This is a genomic window from Agreia sp. (genome assembly GCF_964263775.1).
GTDB lineage: Bacteria > Actinomycetota > Actinomycetes > Actinomycetales > Microbacteriaceae > Agreia.
In genome coordinates this window covers 1-17,677 of record NZ_CAXVWM010000183.1, presented here as the reverse complement: position 1 = coordinate 17,677, position 17,677 = coordinate 1, and the positions used below count along the sequence as shown (strand labels likewise).

14 protein-coding genes and 1 other RNA gene are annotated in these 17,677 nt (G+C 66.4%); 13 read left to right on the top strand and 2 right to left on the bottom strand.

Going from position 1 to position 17,677, the window contains the following annotated elements; genetic code table 11:
• Window positions 1-41 precede the first annotated feature (41 nt).
• From ffs to ACE5CZ_RS13245, 3 genes are all read left to right on the top strand, one after another.
• An RNA gene (gene ffs, locus ACE5CZ_RS13255) (signal recognition particle sRNA small type) lies at window positions 42-138 on the top strand.
• Between the two features lie 64 nt (window positions 139-202).
• Window positions 203-2,353 (top strand): phosphate acetyltransferase, encoded by a 2,151-nt coding sequence (pta, locus tag ACE5CZ_RS13250; RefSeq protein WP_374947803.1) that lies wholly within the window; start codon window positions 203-205, stop codon window positions 2,351-2,353.
• Window positions 2,350-3,534 (top strand): acetate/propionate family kinase, encoded by a 1,185-nt coding sequence (locus tag ACE5CZ_RS13245; RefSeq protein WP_374947802.1) that lies wholly within the window; start codon window positions 2,350-2,352, stop codon window positions 3,532-3,534. Before pta ends, ACE5CZ_RS13245 begins: the two co-directional genes overlap by 4 nt.
• A 49-nt stretch (window positions 3,535-3,583) precedes the next feature.
• Here the strand turns inward: ACE5CZ_RS13245 and ACE5CZ_RS13240 are convergent, their stop codons facing one another.
• Window positions 3,584-4,051 (bottom strand): endonuclease domain-containing protein, encoded by a 468-nt coding sequence (locus ACE5CZ_RS13240; protein WP_374947801.1) that lies wholly within the window; start codon window positions 4,049-4,051, stop codon window positions 3,584-3,586.
• A 303-nt stretch (window positions 4,052-4,354) separates the two neighbouring features.
• Window positions 4,355-4,771, bottom strand: coding sequence for a GNAT family acetyltransferase (locus ACE5CZ_RS13235; RefSeq protein ID WP_374947800.1), 417 nt, complete (start codon window positions 4,769-4,771; stop codon window positions 4,355-4,357).
• An 87-nt stretch (window positions 4,772-4,858) separates the two neighbouring features.
• On the opposite strand from ACE5CZ_RS13235, the gene ACE5CZ_RS13230 reads away from it, so the two are divergent.
• The 10 genes from ACE5CZ_RS13230 (at window position 4,859) to ACE5CZ_RS13185 (ending at window position 17,565) form a co-directional block, all read left to right on the top strand.
• Window positions 4,859-6,934 (top strand): DNA polymerase III subunit gamma and tau, encoded by a 2,076-nt coding sequence (locus ACE5CZ_RS13230; protein ID WP_374947799.1) that lies wholly within the window; start codon window positions 4,859-4,861, stop codon window positions 6,932-6,934.
• The gene (gene recR, locus ACE5CZ_RS13225; RefSeq protein ID WP_374947798.1) at window positions 6,935-7,534 is read left to right on the top strand and encodes a recombination mediator RecR; all 600 of its coding nucleotides are present in this window, start codon (window positions 6,935-6,937) and stop codon (window positions 7,532-7,534) included. It abuts the gene before it with no gap.
• Window positions 7,535-7,536: 2 nt separating this feature from the next.
• Window positions 7,537-9,234 (top strand): bifunctional 3'-5' exonuclease/DNA polymerase, encoded by a 1,698-nt coding sequence (locus tag ACE5CZ_RS13220; RefSeq protein ID WP_374947797.1) that lies wholly within the window; start codon window positions 7,537-7,539, stop codon window positions 9,232-9,234.
• 60 nt (window positions 9,235-9,294) lie between these two features.
• Window positions 9,295-10,590, top strand: coding sequence for an aspartate kinase (locus tag ACE5CZ_RS13215; protein ID WP_374947796.1), 1,296 nt, complete (start codon window positions 9,295-9,297; stop codon window positions 10,588-10,590).
• Window positions 10,591-10,757: 167 nt separating this feature from the next.
• On the top strand, window positions 10,758-11,891 hold the full coding sequence (locus ACE5CZ_RS13210; RefSeq protein ID WP_374947795.1) for an aspartate-semialdehyde dehydrogenase: 1,134 nt from the start codon (window positions 10,758-10,760) through the stop codon (window positions 11,889-11,891).
• 68 nt (window positions 11,892-11,959) lie between these two features.
• The gene (locus ACE5CZ_RS13205; RefSeq protein WP_374947794.1) at window positions 11,960-12,538 is read left to right on the top strand and encodes a DUF1707 domain-containing protein; all 579 of its coding nucleotides are present in this window, start codon (window positions 11,960-11,962) and stop codon (window positions 12,536-12,538) included.
• A gap of 81 nt (window positions 12,539-12,619) precedes the next feature.
• A complete protein-coding gene (locus ACE5CZ_RS13200) occupies window positions 12,620-13,318 on the top strand; it encodes an SGNH/GDSL hydrolase family protein (protein ID WP_374947793.1) in 699 nt (232 codons plus the stop codon).
• Window positions 13,319-13,363: 45 nt separating this feature from the next.
• Window positions 13,364-14,029, top strand: coding sequence for a response regulator (locus ACE5CZ_RS13195; RefSeq protein ID WP_374947792.1), 666 nt, complete (start codon window positions 13,364-13,366; stop codon window positions 14,027-14,029).
• Window positions 14,030-14,060: 31 nt separating this feature from the next.
• Window positions 14,061-15,551 carry a malate:quinone oxidoreductase gene (locus ACE5CZ_RS13190; RefSeq protein ID WP_374947791.1) on the top strand — a complete coding sequence of 497 codons (1,491 nt, stop codon included), beginning with the start codon at window positions 14,061-14,063 and terminating at the stop codon, window positions 15,549-15,551.
• A gap of 34 nt (window positions 15,552-15,585) precedes the next feature.
• The gene (locus tag ACE5CZ_RS13185) at window positions 15,586-17,565 is read left to right on the top strand and encodes a diguanylate cyclase domain-containing protein (protein WP_374947790.1); all 1,980 of its coding nucleotides are present in this window, start codon (window positions 15,586-15,588) and stop codon (window positions 17,563-17,565) included.
• Window positions 17,566-17,677 lie beyond the last annotated feature (112 nt).

Genomic DNA, 17,677 nt, shown 5'->3' with positions numbered 1-17,677 from the left:
CCTCAGTTCGCGAGCAGCACACAACCTCGCGTAAAGTGGTTGACGGCTCCCCGCGTGGCGCCACCCAGGCCAACTCCCCCAGGACGGAAACGGAGCAAGGGTAACCAGGCTCTGGCGGGTGCGCGGGGGGTCTTTGATCTTTAAACATGGCACGGGCTTTAAGCTGGTTGGGCACGCCTATCCCGCGTATAAGAAAGTAGTGATGTCACAAAGCATCTACGTCGCGTCCGCCGAGGGTCACTCGGGAAAATCCACAATCGCACTCGGCGTTCTCGACACCCTCTGTCACTCGCTGCAGCGGGTCGGCGTCTTTCGGCCCATCGCCCGCTCGGTGGCCGAACGCGACTACGTGCTCGAGATGCTGCTGGCGCACGACGGCGTCGAGCTGAGTTACGAGCAGACCATCGGGGTCACCTACGACGACGTGCACACCGATGCGGATGCCGCCCTGTCGGTGATCGTCGAACGCTACAAGGCGGTCGAGCGCGAGTGCGACGCCGTCGTCATCCTCGGCTCCGACTACACCGATGTCGGCAGCCCCAGTGAGCTGTCGTTCAACGCCCGCGTCGCGGCGAACCTCGGCGCGCCCGTGCTGCTCGTGCTCGGCGGCCGCAAGGGCCAGGGGTCCTCCGAGACACTCGGCTACTCCGAATCGCGAACGCCGGATGACATGCGTCAGCTCACCGAGCTGGCCCTGGTCGAGCTCAAACTCGCCCACGCCACCCTGCTCGGCATCGTGTCGAACCGCGCCGATCCCGAGCGACTCGACGAGATCCGGGATGCGATCGGTTCCGCGATCGACGGCCCCGCATCCGTTCCCATCTGGGCCATTCCCGAAGACCGCGTGCTGGTCGCCCCGACCATGCAGCACCTCGTGGAGGCCACCGCCGGCTCGCTGCTCTCGGGCGACCCCGACCTGTTGAACCGCGAGGCCCTCGGCGTGGTCGTCGCCGGCATGTCGATGGTGAATGTGCTTCCCCGGCTCACCGAAAGCGCGGTGGTGGTCATTCCCGCCGACCGCTCCGAGGTGCTTCTCGCGGTTCTGATGGCCCATGCCTCCGGAACCTTCCCGTCGCTCTCCGGCATCATCCTGAACGGCGGGTTCGAGCTGCCCGAGCCGATCACCCGGCTGATCGCCGGCCTCGACTCGAGACTGCCGATCGTCGCCACGAACCTCGGAACGTACGACACGGCCCTGCGCATCACGTCGACCCGCGGACGCCTGGCGGCCGACTCGCAGCGCAAATACGACAGCGCACTCGCGCTCTTCGAGCAGCACGTCGACGGCGCCAGGCTGCTGCAGCTGCTCGACGTGAGCTCCTCCACCGTGGTCACCCCGCTCATGTTCGAGTACGGCCTCATCGACCAGGCGCGACACGTTCGCCGCCACATCGTGCTGCCCGAGGGCGACGACGACCGCGTGCTGAAGGCGGCGAGCACCGTGCTCGCCCGGGGCATCGCCGAGCTCACGATCGTGGGAGACGAAGGGGGGGTGCGCGCACGTGCCGCCTCCCTCGGCCTCGACCTCGAGGGCGCCCACATCGTGAGCGTGTTCGACGAGAAGTACCGCCAACCGTTCGCCGAAGAGTACGCGAGACTCCGTGCCCACAAGGGCGTCACGGTCGAGCAGGCCCGCGACACCATCACCGACGTCTCGTACTTCGGAACCATGATGGTGAAGCTCGGTCTCGCCGACGGCATGGTCTCGGGTGCGGCGCACACCACGGCGCACACCATCCGCCCGGCGTTCGAGGTCATCAAGACCCAGCCCGGCGTATCCGTCGTCTCGAGCGTCTTTCTCATGGCGCTGGCCGACCGGGTGCTGGTCTACGGAGACTGCGCGGTCATTCCCGACCCCACGGCCGAGCAGCTGGCCGACATCGCCATCTCGTCGAGTGCCACGGCCACCCAGTTCGGGGTCGACCCGCGCATCGCGATGCTGTCGTACTCCACCGGAACATCGGGATCGGGTGCCGAAGTCGAGAAGGTACGGGCGGCCACCGGTTTCGTGCGTGAACGCCGGCCCGACCTGTTGGTCGAGGGCCCGATTCAGTACGACGCCGCAGCGGATGCCGCGGTGGCGGCCACGAAGATGCCCGACAGCCAGGTGGCCGGTCGCGCCACCGTCTTCATCTTTCCCGACCTCAACACGGGCAACAACACCTACAAGGCGGTGCAGCGCAGCGCCGGAGCGGTGGCCATCGGGCCCGTGCTGCAAGGGCTCAACAAGCCGATCAACGACCTCTCGCGCGGCGCTCTCGTGGCCGACATCGTCAACACCATCGCCATCACGGCTATCCAGGCGGCGGCCCAACCCGTCGACGCCGTCGCAGCAGAAGGAGTTCCGGCATGAGCGCGATCCTCGTCGTGAACTCGGGTTCGTCGTCATTCAAGTACCAGCTCATCGAGATGACGACCGAGGAGGTGCTGGCATCCGGGCTCGTCGAACGCATCGGAGACGAGACCGCGCATTCCACGCACACCACCCCGGGCGGCTCGAGCAAACTCGACCTTCCGATCGCCGATCACTCGCAGGGATTCCAGGTGATGCTCGACGCGTTCCGGGCGAACGGGCCGTCGCTCGACGAGCATCCGCCCGTCGCCATCGGGCACCGCGTGGTGCACGGCGGACAGCGCTTCTTCGAGGCGACGATCGTGACCGACCTCGTGAAGATCGACATCGACGGCCTGGCCGACCTCGCGCCGTTGCACAATCCGGCGAATCTGCAGGGCATCGATGCGGCGCAGAAGGCGTTTCCGGATGTGCCCCACGTGGCTGTCTTCGACACGGCGTTCCACTCCACGCTGTCGCCCGCCGCCTACACCTACGCGATCGACAAGACGCTCGCCGAGCAGCACCGCATCCGGCGCTACGGGTTCCACGGCACCTCGCACAAGTTCGTGTCCGAGGCGGCGGCAGAATTTCTCGGCCGGCCGCTCGACGACACGAAGACGATCGTGCTGCACCTCGGCAACGGGGCGTCGGCCTGCGCGGTCTCCGATGGCAGATCTGTCGAGACGTCGATGGGCATGACGCCGCTGGAGGGGCTGGTCATGGGCACCCGCTCGGGCGACCTCGACCCGGCCGTGCTGTTTCACCTGCACCGAAAGACGGGCCAGACGTTTGCCGAGCTCGACACGCTGCTCAATCGCGGCAGCGGCATCCTGGGCCTCTCGGGCCACGGCGACATGCGCGACCTGATCGCCGCGGCGACGGCGGGCGATGCCGACGCGCGGGCGGCCCTCGACGTCTACCTGCACCGCCTGAAGCAGTATGTGGGCGCATACGCGGCCCATCTCGGTCGGCTCGATGCCATCGTCTTTACGGCCGGAGTAGGCGAGAACACCCCGCTCATCCGGGCCGGCGCGCTCGCGGGCCTCGGCATTCTGGGCATCGAGATCGACGGGGCGCGCAACGAGTCGTCTGAGCGCGGACCCCGGCGCATCTCGACCGACGACTCGCGCGTGGCCGTGCTCGTCATCCCCACGAATGAGGAGTTGGAGATCGCCCGTCAGACGCTCGCCGTCATCTGACTTGTACGCGATGGTCAGCTATCGAGTCGCCATACGACGAGGTGAGTGTTCAGACGGCACACGTTGCGAGGTCCGCTCGGCGATGGCGTGCCGACCAGCGATGTTCTCTGCGTGAGACATACCCGCGTACGACCTCGTCGATGCGCGCCCAGTCGAACATCACCTGACGGTAGGTGACTCGGATCACGATGTATCCGAGGCGGTGCAGCTCGAGATCACGGCGGCAGTCCTCGTCATGGGCCTTCGCCGAGCTGTGCCACGTGATGCCGTCGCACTCGATGACAAGCCTGTCGCCGATCAGCAGGTCGACAGAGCCGACCCCCGCAATGAAGATTTGTGAGCGGCATCGGATCCCTCGCCGTCGAAAGCCCAGGCGCGCCTTGGTCTCGAGGCCGGACTGGGCGGCCGGGTCCACAAGATCTAGAAATGCGCGGTACTCGGCCGACAACGGCAAAGCCGTCAGGCGGTCCATCGTCGTAAGTCCGAGGTTCAGGGCCGAGTCCACCGAGGCGATCACGTCGTCGCGAGCCTGACATGAAAAGAGACTCGCAAGCGCATCGTCGATGCCATCGACGACCCGAGCCGCATCGTGCGTTCCCTTCGAGGGGTGAAGTCGGATGCCCCATCGTTCCGGCCTGTCCAGAACAGTGCCATTCGGTGCACGGAGTCTCGAGGGCCGGCGGGTGTGGCTGAGATGGGTCAGATGGTCGTCGACACACCAGACCCCGCGAAGCCGAAGCAGGCTCACGCAGCTCAGTCGCCCGCCGACCTTGACGGATATACGACGAAGACCCCCTCAGTCGGCGGCACGTTCGCACGCTCAGTCGGCGATCAGACGTTTGCCGTAGCTGACCGCCGCATCCTGCGTGTAACCGAGGCGCTCGTAGAACGCCCGAACCTCGACGTTGTCGCTTCTGATCTGCATGTTGATCTTCGGGCAGCCGAGCTCGAGAAGAAGCCGTTCGGCCTCGTTCATCAGCTGTCGCCCGTGATCGAGCCCGCGGGCATCCAGAGCAACGGCGAGGTAGTTGACCCAGACGCGATGGCCGTCGTAACCGACCATCGCGGTGGCCACGATTCGAGCGTCGGTCTCGCCGACAAGAAACAGCTCGGGCTGCACGGTGAGCTTGCGCTCGATGTCCTTGCGCGGGTCGTTCCACGGGCGAACGAGTCCCGCTTCTGCCCACAATTCAATGACGGCGTCGGTGTCGGCGGGCGAGAAAGATCGAATCTTCATCTGTTCATCCTGCCGCGTTGCGGGCTGTGCCCACAGGCATCCGGATGCGACGGGCACGCCGTCGGTGGTGACCGTTACGATTGCTGCATGGTCACCGCCCTCTATCGCCGCTACCGACCTGAGGCGTTCTCCGAGATGATCGGCCAGTCGCAGGTGACCGATCCGCTGATGACCGCGCTCCGCACGAACCGGGTCAACCACGCCTACCTCTTCTCCGGTCCGCGCGGCTGCGGAAAGACCACGTCGGCGCGCATCCTGGCGCGGTGCCTCAACTGCGCCCAGGGCCCGACAGACACCCCGTGCGGCGTCTGCCCCAGCTGCGTCGAACTGGGTCGCGACGGCGGGGGATCGCTCGATGTGGTCGAGATCGACGCGGCGAGCCATAACGGCGTCGACGATGCGCGCGACATTCGCGAGCGAGCGGTCTTCGCGCCGGCCCGCGACCGCTTCAAGATCTTCATCCTCGATGAGGCGCACATGGTGACCCCTCAGGGCTTCAACGCGCTGCTCAAGATCGTCGAAGAGCCGCCGGAGCACGTGAAGTTCATCTTCGCGACGACCGAGCCCGACAAGGTCATCGGCACGATCCGCTCGCGCACCCACCACTATCCCTTCCGGCTTGTTCCCCCCGCGCAGTTGCTCGAATACGTGCAGCAGCTCTGCGACAGCGAGGGCATGCAGGTCGCGCCCGGCGTACTTCCGCTCGTCGTGCGTGCCGGCGGCGGCTCGCCTCGAGACACTCTGTCCCTTCTCGACCAGCTCATGGCCGGCTCCGAGAACAACAGGGTCGAATACGAGCGTGCCGTGGCGCTGCTCGGCTACACCCATTCCGCACTTCTCAGCGAGGTCATCGACGCCATAGGCGTTCGCGATGCCGCAGCCGCATTCGGGGCCGTCGACCGGGTCATCCAGACCGGGCAAGACCCGCGCCGATTCGTCGAAGACCTGCTAGAACGCCTTCGCGACATCATCATCGTCAGCGCCACCGCCAGCATCGAGGCGGCAGGCGCTGTTCTGCGCGGCGTGCCCACCGACGAGCTGCAGGCCATGCATCACCAGGCGCAGCAGTTCGGTCATGCCGAGCTCTCGCGCACGGCCGACATCGTCAACGCGGCGCTCACCGAGATGACGGGGGCCACCAGCCCTCGTCTGCACCTCGAGCTGATGGTGGCCCGGGTCCTGGTTCCGGCGAGTGACGACACCGAACGTGGTTCGCTCGCCCGCATCGAGAGGCTCGAGCGACGTGTCGGTGTCGAGACGACGGATGCGCCGCGTCCTGCTGCCGCGGTTCCGATGTCGACTCCCGACCTGCGGAGCGAGCCCGAGCCTGCCTCGGCGTTTGCGCCGGTCTCCACGCCTGAGCCTGTCGCGGCGTTCGCGCCGGTCTCCGCGCCTGAGCCTGTCGCCGAAACCCCGCAGACCGTCGGGCCCGCCGCTCCGGCGCGACCGGTAGCGGCCGCCGGTCCGGTCAGCCTGCAGCAGGTGCGCGACACGTGGCCCGAGATCCTCGAGGCCGTCCAGAAAGCCAAGCGCAGTGCGTGGTTGGTCGTGTTCACCGCGACCGTGCGCGCCTTCGAGAACGATGTTCTCACGCTCGCCTTCCCCAGCGAGAACGATGTCAATCAATTCAAGCAGCAGCAGGCGCCGGGCCACGGGGTCAGCGAGATTCTGCGCCAGGCCATCCTCGACCTGTTGGGCGTACGCGTCAAATACATCGCCCGTGTCGAACAGTCGGGAGCCGCGACCGGTTCCACGGCGAACGAGACCCAGCCGCCCGCGCCCGCACCGTCATCCGGGTCCGTGACCACGGCGCCCGCGTCCATGCCGCCGGCAGCACTTGCGCCGGGGCCTCGAGCCGCCGCCGCTGGTTCTCCGCAGAAGCCCGCCGAAGTCACGAACTCCTGGGCGGTCGTCACCATCCCGAAGTCCGATCCGGGCCTTGAGCTGTCGGCCGAGCCCGTGCCCGAAGAAGACCGCGAACCGGAGCCCGACGCGCGGGCGCGCGCGCGCCCCGAGACTCCGCCTGCCCGCCCCCCGGCCGTCGCCACGACCGATTCTGGTCGTCAGCGCTACGGTGAAGCGGTCGTTCGCGAAATCCTCGGCGCCAATTTCATCGAGGAGCAGCCCGTGGCTTCCCGAACCACGCAGAGAAGCGACGGCTAAGTGTACGAGGGCATCGTCCAAGAACTCATCGACGAACTGGGCCGGCTTCCGGGCATCGGCCCGAAGTCGGCACAGCGCATCGCGTTCCACATCCTGCAGACAGAATCGTTCGACGTCACTCGTCTCGCCGAGGTTCTCATCGAGGTGCGCGACAAAGTGCACTTCTGCTCGATCTGCGGAAACGTGTCCGAGCAGGAGACCTGTTCCATCTGCCGCGACCCACGCCGACAGCAGACGGTCATCTGCGTGGTCGAAGAAGCCAAAGACGTGGTCGCCATCGAACGCACGCGCGAGTTTCGGGGCCTCTACCATGTGCTCGGCGGCGCCATCAGTCCCATCGACGGCATCGGCCCCGACAACCTGCGCATCCGTGAACTCATGCAGCGACTCGCCGACGTCACCATCACCGAGGTCATCATCGCCACCGACCCCAACCTCGAAGGCGAAGCCACGGCCACCTACCTCTCACGTCTGCTGAACACCCTGCAGATCCGGGTCACACGTCTGGCATCCGGGCTTCCCGTCGGAGGAGACCTCGAGTACGCCGACGAGGTCACCCTCGGCCGTGCCTTCGAGGGGCGTCGGCTCGTCGAGAGCTGATCGTGCATATCGCCGTCGGCGCTGCGACCGGCGATGCCGGCGACGAGGTCGTGACGCTCACCGAGCTCGATGAAACGGGCGGGCTCCTCGGCCGGCCCGAGGCGATCCCGCGCGCGCGCCTGCCGCACGAGATCGCCCGACGCGAGAAGCAGTCGCCGCGCTGGGTGTGGGACGACACGCGGCGCTGGTATCCCGCGCTCCTCGACAACGATGTCGTGGTCGAGCGCTGCATCGACCTGCGTCTGTGCCACGCCATCCTGCGCAATGCCGCGGCGACGGCTGCATCTGAGCTCGCTCTCGCATCGACCTCATCGTGGGACGCGCCGGGCGCATGGGCCGCGCCGGGTGAGACCGACACGCTCTTCGAGCTGGGCGTGCAGCGCGCACTTCACGACGCGACGCAGCCCGATCCCGTCGAGGAGTTCCAGCTGCAGCGCGCTGCCGTCGCGGGCGCCCCCGACCCCAACCGTCTCGCGCTGCTCCTCGCGGCGGAGTCCGCCGGCAGTCTCATCGCCATCGAGATGCAGTTCGCCGGCCTGCCGTGGAACGCATCCCGGCACAACGAGCTGCTGGTCGAGCTGCTCGGCGAGCGGCCGCAGCCCGGGCATCGTCCCGCACGCATGCACGAGCTGCTCCTCGAGATCCGCGCGGCGATCGACGACCCGACCGCGAACCCCGATTCGCCCGTCGAACTGGTCAAGTCGCTGCGACGTGCGGGGGTCGATGTCTCGAGCACGAGCCGGTGGGAGCTCGCTCGCCATGAGCATCCGGTCATCGAGCCGTTGCTGGCGTACAAGAAGTTGTCGCGGCTGCTCTCGGCCAACGGCTGGAACTGGATCGACACGTGGGTCGAGGACGGCCGGTTCCGCCCCGTCTACGTGCCCGGCGGCGTCGTGACCGGCCGTTGGGCCGCCGACGGCGGGGGAGCGCTGCAGCTGCCGCACCAGGTGCGCGGCGCCGTCGTCGCAGACCCGGGGTGGATGTTCGTGGTCGCCGATGCCGCGCAGCTCGAGCCCCGCATCCTCACGGCCATGTCGGGCGACCGTGCGATGGCTCTCGCGGGGCGCGACCGCGATCTCTACGACGGCATTGTGGCATCCGGGGCCGTCGACACCCGAGCGGCCGCCAAGGTCGGCATGTTGGGAGCGATGTACGGCGCCACGACGGGCAAGAGCGGCCGCATGCTGCCCAGGCTCGCGCGGTCCTATCCCGACGCCATCCGCTTCGTCGAAGAGGCGGCGCGCCTCGGCGAAAGCGGCGCCGTGGTATCGACGCACCTGGGCCGCACATCCCCGAATCCGTCGCCTGAGTGGCGCGAGGCGCAGTTCGACGCGCAGCAGGAGGGGGCGGGCGAAGCCGTGCAGACCCGCGCCAAGACCGCTCGCAGAAGCTGGGGTCGCTTCACGCGCAATTTCGTGGTGCAGGGAACGGCCGCCGAGTGGGCGCTCTCGTGGATGGCAGGTCTGCGCCGCCGCCTCACTCTGCTGAGCCCCGAGGTGCCCCTTCGTGCACGACCCCATCTGGTCTTCTTCTTGCATGACGAGATCGTGGTGCACACTCCTGCCGGGCAGGCAGACGTCGTCGCGGCCGAGGTGCGCGCCGCGGCCGAAGACGCGGGCAGGCTCCTGTTCGGCGCGGCTCCGGTGCAGTTTCCGGTGAGCGTCGCGATCGTCGACAGCTACGACAAAGCCAAAGCGTGACCCCGCGCGCCCGCTAGAATTGCACGCCGGACCCATCCTCGTCATTTCAGGAGTGTTTACGTGAGCTTGATCGTGCAGAAGTACGGCGGATCATCCGTTTCCAACGCCGAGAGCATCAAGCGCGTCGCCAAGCGCATCGTCGAGACGCGCAAGGCGGGCAATGACGTCGTCGTCGCCGTCTCGGCCATGGGAGACACCACCGACGAACTGCTCGACCTGGCCCACGCGGTCACGCCCATGCCGGCGCCGCGTGAGCTCGACATGCTGCTGAGCGCGGGGGAGCGCATCTCGATGGCGTTGCTCGCGATGGCCATCACGAGCCTCGGGCACGAGGCGCGCTCGTTCACGGGCAGCCAGGCCGGCATGATCACGGATGCCCGACACGGCTCCGCGCGCATCGTCGACGTCACGCCCGTTCGCCTCCGCGAAGCGCTCGACGGGGGCGCCATCGCGATCGTCGCCGGCTTCCAGGGCTTCAACCGCGACACCAAAGACATCACGACCCTCGGTCGGGGTGGATCCGACACCACCGCGGTGGCGCTGGCCGCGGCCCTCGACGCCGACGTCTGCGAGATCTACACCGACGTCGACGGCATCTTCACAGCCGACCCCCGCGTGGTTCCCAAGGCGAAGAAGATCGACCGCATCACGAGTGAAGAGATGCTCGAGTTGGCGGCCAACGGCGCCAAGGTCCTCTACATCCGTGCCGTCGAATACGCCCGCCGCCATGGTGTCACCCTGCACGTGCGCTCCTCGTTCAACAACAACGAGGGCACCATCGTCTACAACCCATCGGAGAACCCCTCGGAGGGTCTCCCCACAGAGAGTGAGAACGCCGTGGAAGAGCCGCTCATCGCCGGAGTCGCGACAGATCTGGGTGAAGCCAAGATCACGGTCGTCGGTGTGCCCGACATTCCCGGAAAGGCGGCGCAGATCTTCAACCTCGTCGCGAAGACCGGTGCAAACATCGACATGATCGTGCAGAACGTGTCGGCCGCGTCCACCGGTCTCACCGACATCTCGTTCACCCTGCCGAAGACCGAGGGCCAGACGGTTCTCACCGCCCTTCGAGCGGACCAGCCCGACGTCGGCTTCCTGAGCCTGCAGTACGACGACCAGATCGGAAAACTGGCGCTCGTCGGCGCGGGTATGCGCACCAACGCGGGAGTGTCGGCCCGTTTGTTCACAGCACTCTACGAGGCGGGCATCAACATCGAGATGATCTCGACGAGCGAGATTCGCATCTCGGTCGTGACCCGCGCCGACACGATCAACGACGCGCTGCGCGTGGTGCACACGGCATTCGGCCTCGACGCCGACACCGACGCCGTGGTGCACGGCGGCACCGGCCGCTAGGCCACGGTGAGTCTCGCCTCGCGGGAGGTGAGCCGCACAGAAGAAGCATCGCTCGTGAGGGTTTCGTGCTTCGCTTGGTGGCCGCCGTCCTGCGTGCAGTCCGCCTAATACGGGCCCGATCCCTTGCTACCATGGGCGAGCGCGGCCAATCGTGCCGCCTATGGTAAATGTCGCTCGTGCCTCCTACTGGGGGTCGGGCGCACTGCGTCGAGATTTGCGGAGACAGAGTGGCTGCACTGGCATTGAACGTTGGAGTCGTCGGAGCGACCGGGCAGGTCGGCACAGTCATGCGCCGCCTGCTCGAGGAACGAGATTTTCCGATTGCGAGCATCCGCTTCTTCGCCACGGCGCGTTCGGCCGGCACGACCCTCGAGTTCCGGGGCGAGCAGATCGTCGTCGAAAACACCGAGACCGCCGACCCGGCCGGCCTCGATATAGCCCTCTTCTCAGCGGGCGCAACGGGCTCGCGCGCCCAGGCGCCGCGGTTCGCCGCTGCCGGCGTGCTCGTCATCGACAACTCCAGTGCCTGGCGCATGGATCCCGACGTTCCGCTGGTGGTGAGCGAGGTCAACCCGCACGCCATCTCCGACGCACGCAAGGGCATCATCGCCAACCCCAACTGCACCACGATGGCCGCAATGCCGGTGCTCAAGGTGCTGCACGAAGAAGCGAAACTCACGCGACTCATCGTCTCGACCTACCAGGCCGTCTCGGGAAGCGGACTCGCGGGCGCGGAAGAGCTGGCCGGCCAGGCTCGCGCCGCCGTGGCCGACCCCGATCTCCTTCAGCTCGTGCACCGCGGAGACGCGGTCACCATGCCCGACCCGAAAACGTACGTACGACCCATCGCCTTCGACGTCATCCCCCTCGCCGGGTCGATCGTCGAAGACGGCCTCAATGAGACCGACGAAGAGAAGAAACTGCGCAACGAGAGCCGCAAGATCCTCGAACTGCCCGAGCTCCTCGTCAGCGGCACCTGCGTGCGCGTTCCCGTGTTCACCGGCCACTCGCTGTCGATCAATGCAGAGTTCGCCACGTCGCTGAGCCCCGAGCGCGCCACGGAGCTGCTGTCGAACGCTCCCGGTGTCGAGCTGTCCGATGTTCCGACGCCGCTGCAGGCCGCAGGAAGCGACCCGAGCTACGTCGGCCGGATCCGAGCCGACGAGGGTGCCCCCGCGGGTCGTGGCCTGGCACTGTTCATCAGCAACGACAACCTCCGCAAAGGGGCCGCGCTGAACGCCGTGCAGATCGCCGAATACATCGCGGCCGAGCGTTCGGTCGCCGTCGCCGTCGCCGTCTAGCGTCAGGCAGCGCCGCGCGCATCCGCTTTATGGATGCGTGTGGGGCGGCGTACCGGCACAATGTCGGTATGAGCATTCCGGACTACTCGGGCAACCCTGCACATCGCCTCAGCACCGCGGAGCGTGATCGCGCGGTCACCGAGCTGCGCCAGCACGTGGCCGAGGGTCGGCTCACCGAGACCGAGTTCGCCGAGCGCAGCAAGGCCGCGCGCAATGCGGTGACACGAGGCGACCTCGCCCCGTTGTTCGACGATCTTCCGGCAACGACGTTCCCCTCGACCGTCGGCGACGCATCGACTGACAAGGCACCGGCCACCGACGCTCCGGCCACCGACGCACCGGCCACCGACGCACCGGCCGACGGAGTCCCCGACTACGGTGCACCCGAGATCGTGCACGCCACACCACGCGCTTCGTCGCCCGCCGTGCACGCCGCCCCGGGCGCGACCGAAGGCGGGAAAGAGCCGCAGGCGACCAAGACGGGCCGGGTCGGAGAGACCGTCATGGCCATCGTGCCGTTCGCCTCGCTCGCCCTCTTCTTCGTCACGAGCAGCGCCTTCGGGTGGAGTTACAGCTGGCTGTGGTTCACCCTGATTCCCGTGGCCGGAATCATCATCTACGGGCCGAATGGAAGACGCAGACGCTGACCGGCGTCGAAACGCCACGAATCCCCTGGGCGCGCCCGGAGGCGGAGCAAACCCCGAGGTGAATCGCTCCGAATAAGCTGCATGACTTCACGGCGACCGGCGATCCTGATCGCTCTTCTCGTCGTGCTCGCAATCGCCGTCGGAGGTGGAGCCGTGCTGGCGTATCACAAGACGGGCGCTCGGAGCGAACCGCGCGCGGGCAACGCCATCCCGGGAGGACCGGTCGTCGCCTTCTACGGCGACTCCTACACCCTGGGCACGGGGGCGAGCGACCCGAGCAAGCGGTGGTCCACGATCGTCTCCGCTGATCGCGGGTGGAACGAGGTCAACCCGAGCGTCAACGGCCTGGGCTTCGTGAACAATCGCGGCAGCCTGCCCGCCGGGGGCGACCTCGTCGACGCGGTCATCGCATCCGAGCCCGACATTCTCTTCGTGACGATGGGGCTCAACGACAACTTCTCGATGCCCGCGCGGTCTGACGACGTGCACGCCGCCATCGTCTCCGACTTCACGACCCTGCGTTCTGCGCTTCCCGAGACCCGCATCATCGTGGTCGAGCCGTTCTGGTACACCGATGACCGCCCTGCGTCGCTGGCGACGATCAGCGGATGGGTCGCCGACGAGGCGCGCGTCATCGGGGCCGACCACATCGAGGGCGCGTCGCACTGGATAGAAGGTCACCCGGAGTGGATGGCCGGCGACGGCCTGCATCCGAACGACGACGGGTACGCCGAGATGGCGAAACGGATGTCGGAAGAACTCGAACGGCTCGGCTTGTAGTGCGCCGCCGCCTCAGCGGTCAACTCGATTTGCGAGTAGTGTGAAGTGATCGCGCGCCTCTGGGGGGAGTCGGACTGCGTGCGTGGGCATATTCAGGGGGACAACGTGATACCGCAGTCGATTGTGCGATCCTGTCGCGTTGCAATCGTCGACGATCACGAGCTCGTGCTCGACGGCCTCACCATGTACATGCGCAGCAACGCCGCAGATCTCGATGTGGTCATCAGCGTCACCGGATGGTTCGAGCTGATCGGGCATCCGGCGTTCGCTCCCGATGTCGTGGTGATGGATCTGCAGTTGCAGGAGTCGATCTCCATCGAGACGCGGGTGACGAGTTGCCTCGCCGCTGGTGCGCTCGTCGTGGTCGTCAGCTCCCTCGAGACCGATGAGCTGCGCGAACGGTCGTTAGCCGCCGGCGCGTCGGCGTTCGTGCCGAAATCCTCGCCCGCAGACGCTGTCGTCGACGCGGTGCGTTCGGCGTGGTCCTCGGTGCACGAGTCGAACACGTTCATCGACGCGCAACTCGAGATCCTCAGGCTGTACGCCGACGGCCTGAGTCCCGTCGACATCGGTCTGCAGCTCGGGCTCTCGTTCGAGGTTGTCAAGACCCACCTCTCGCGCATTCGTGATCATTACGCGGCCTCGGGCAGGCCGACGCATTCGAAACAAGATCTGATTCGTCGAGCGGCAGAAGACGGGCTGGTGTCTTGAGCCGCCTGGCGCTCGCTCGGGCAGTCGTATCATGGAAGATGTGAGCGCAGCAGGCAAACCCGTAGACGTCGTTCTGATCGGTAGCGGCATCATGAGCGCCACCCTCGGCACATTTCTCTCGATCCTCCAGCCGGACTGGTCGATCAGGATATTCGAACGACTGGGTCATGTGGCGGGTGAGAGCTCCAACCCCTGGAACAACGCGGGCACGGGCCACGCAGCACTCTGCGAGCTCAACTACATGCCGGAGCGGCCCGACGGCACGGTCGAGGCATCGAAGGCAATTGCCATCAACGAGCAGTTCCAGATGAGCCGTCAATTCTGGTCGTACCTCGTCGAGCACGGTGACATTCCCGACCCCTCGACCTTCATCAACACGGCGCCGCACATGACGTTCGTGCGGGGCGAGAAGAACGTCGAGTACCTGCGCAAGCGCTACGACGTGCTTCGGAACGAACCGCTCTTCGAGGGCATCGAGTACACCGAAGATCCCGCTGTCATCTACGAGTGGGCTCCCGCGCTGATGCGCCGCCGCAAGAAAGACGAGGTCGTTGCGGCGACCCGAATCGACGCGGGCACCGATGTCGACTTCGGCTCGCTGTCGCGTCATCTCTTCGATTTCCTCACCAGTCGCGGCGCGAGCCTTGCGACCGAGCATTCGGTGTCGAACCTGCGCCGTCAGAAAGATGGCACGTGGAATGTCGCCGTCACCGAGGTCATCGGTTCGAGGCCCACGACGGTGAACGCCCGATTCGTGTTCGTGGGAGCGGGCGGCGGCGCGCTGCACCTGCTCCAGAAGTCCGGAATTCCTGAAATCAAGGGGTTCGGAGGGTTCCCGATCAGTGGCCAATTCTATCGCACAGACAATGCCGCCGTCGTCGCTGAGCATCGTGCGAAGGTGTACGGCAAGGCCGCTGTGGGCGCTCCCCCCATGAGTGTTCCCCACCTCGACACCCGGGTCGTCGACGGCGAAGCGTCGTTGCTCTTCGGCCCCTACGCAGGGTTCAGCCCGAAGTTCTTGAAGAAGGGCTCGTGGCTCGATTTGCCCGGATCGATCCGGGCGCACAACCTCGGCCCGATGCTCGCCGTCGCACGCGACAACCTCGACCTCATGAAGTATCTGATCGGCGAGCTGCTGGCGGGCAAGAAGAAGAAGTTCGCCGCTCTGCAAGAATTCATGCCCACGGCGGATCCGAAAGACTGGTATCTCATCACCGCGGGGCAGCGGGTTCAGGTCATGAAGAAAGACGCCGACCGCGGGGGAGTGCTTCAGTTCGGCACCGAGCTCATCGCGTCTGCCGACGGGTCGATCGCGGGCCTGCTCGGGGCCTCTCCCGGCGCATCCACGGCCGTGCCGATCATGCTCGACGTGCTCGAACGATGCTTTCCCGACGACTACGCTCGGTGGGTGCCGCAGATTCGCTCGATGATTCCGTCGCTGGGAACCCGCTTGACTGATTCGCCGGCGACGGCCCGAAAGGTGCTGAAGAGCACCGCCAAGGCACTGCATCTCGCGTCCTGAGAGGCAGGCGCGGCGTCGAAAAAGGACGGGGCTCATGGCTGATCGTTTCAGACTTTCGGTCTTCGACCGCATCTTCGCCACGCCGTTCATCGCTTTCGCCGTCTTTGTTTTGGGCTACGCGATCTATGGGGCCGTCCTCGCTCCGCCCAGTTCGTGGACGGTCGACCTGGTCACAGTACTGGGGTGCATCATGTGCGCACACCTGCGCATCCCCACAGGGCGCATCGCTGGTCTTCCCATGCTCGGCGTAGCCGTATCGCTCCTCGCGATCTCGCGCCCGGCATCCGAATATCTGCTAGCCGTGGCGATCTGGTCGATCGGCTTGACGATCTCTAAGATGATTGTGCTGCGCAACGTCCCCATCGCCCTGTACGTCGCCGGCATCAGCTCGCTGGGCGCCGTGGCTTTCGTCGTGGTGCACAACGAGTTGACCCGCGCCGGAGTCTGGCAGATCGTCAGCTACACCGTCGCGAGTCTCTGCTACTTCGGCGTCGCGATGCTGATCGAGTTCATTCGCAATCGCGGTCGGTGGAGTCTCGAGAAGCGTTTCGGCCTGTCGGCGCTGAATCCGTTGAGCATCTTCGGGGTCGTACTGCTCGTCGCCGTCGTGTCGACGCTCATCAATTCGATCGATGGCGCGATCATCCCGTGGCTCGACCGCGATCCCGATGCCAGGTCCACCCCCCTGGTGATCCTGCTCGCCGCCACCCTCTTCCTCGTTATCGGCCAGTGGGTTCGATTCCGCACAGTGCACCGTCGTCTCAGCGGGGTCGTCACGGCCGCGGTCCAGCTGCCCTGGGCCACACGGACCGGTCTTCGCAGGGCCCTCGAGGTGCGGGCGCAGACGGTGTTGCAAGCAGGGGAGACCGAGGTGCGCGATGATCCGCCCGGCCCCGGCGAGATCGGTGCGCCGGTGCGGCTGGAGTTCGGCGTCGACGAGTACATCGTCGCGTCGCGACGTCTCGGCGCCCTTCCCCTCGGAAGCGAGGACGAGCAGGCCCTCACCGCCCTCGCCCATATGGCGAGCGAGACCGCGCGCATCCAGCACGACGTCGACAGTCTCGAGCGGCGGGCCAACAGCGACCCGCTGACGGGCCTTCCCAATTACGGAGCCTTTCAGGCGGCGCTGGTCGAAGCCAACGAGAACAGGTCGTACCACACGGGCATCGCCGTGCTCTTCATCGACCTCGACAACTTCAAGAGGCTCAACGATTCTCGCGGTCACCACACGGGGGACGAGCTGCTGAAGGCTGTTGCGGCCCGGCTTCGCAACTCGGTCGGAGGACGCGACTTCGTCTCCCGCATCGGCGGTGATGAGTTCGTCGCGATCCTGACCGAACTGCAGACCGTGGCGCAGAGCAAGGAACTCGCAGACGGGATCATCCACGACATCGGGATGCCCCTGACGCTCGACGGTCAGGAGTTTCGACCCGTGGTCAGCGCCGGTCTCGCCTTCTCCGGTCACCGAGAGATCGACGCGCAGCTTCTCGTCGTGGATGCCGACCGCAGCATGCTCCAGGTCAAGCGTTCGAGGCGCCAGGGCGGCCCGGCCGAGGGCAGCAGCGTCAGCATCGCGTCGCACCGCTCGACCCGAACCAACGACATCGTCGCCCGGGCGATCACCGAGAACCGGCTGACGCTGGCGTTCCAGCCGATCGTCAGCATCGACCAGGGTCGCATCTGGGCGTTCGAGGCGCTCGTTCGCTACATCGACCCTGAACTGGGGCCCATCTCACCGTCGTCGCTCGTCGCTCGAGCCAAGAGCCTCGGACTCATGGACGAGCTCACGAGGCAGATCATCGTGAAAGCCATGGATGCTGCGGAGAAGTTCCACGCGCTCGAGCCGAGTATCGCGTGCATGACCGTCAACCTCGAGCTCGGGCAGATCGGCGAGGAGCACCTCGGGCCCTTCATCCGCGATGTCGCCCAGTCGCATCCGAAAGTCTCGCTCTGCATCGAACTCAACGAAAGATCACTTCGCTCGGTCACCGACGACCTGCGCCGTGAGGCCTAGGTGATGCAGGATGCCGGCGTCATCATCGCCCTCGACGACTACGGGTCAGACGACTCGTCGGTCGGCGCCCTCGTACGCTTTCCCATGGACATCCTGAAGATCGACAAGAGCC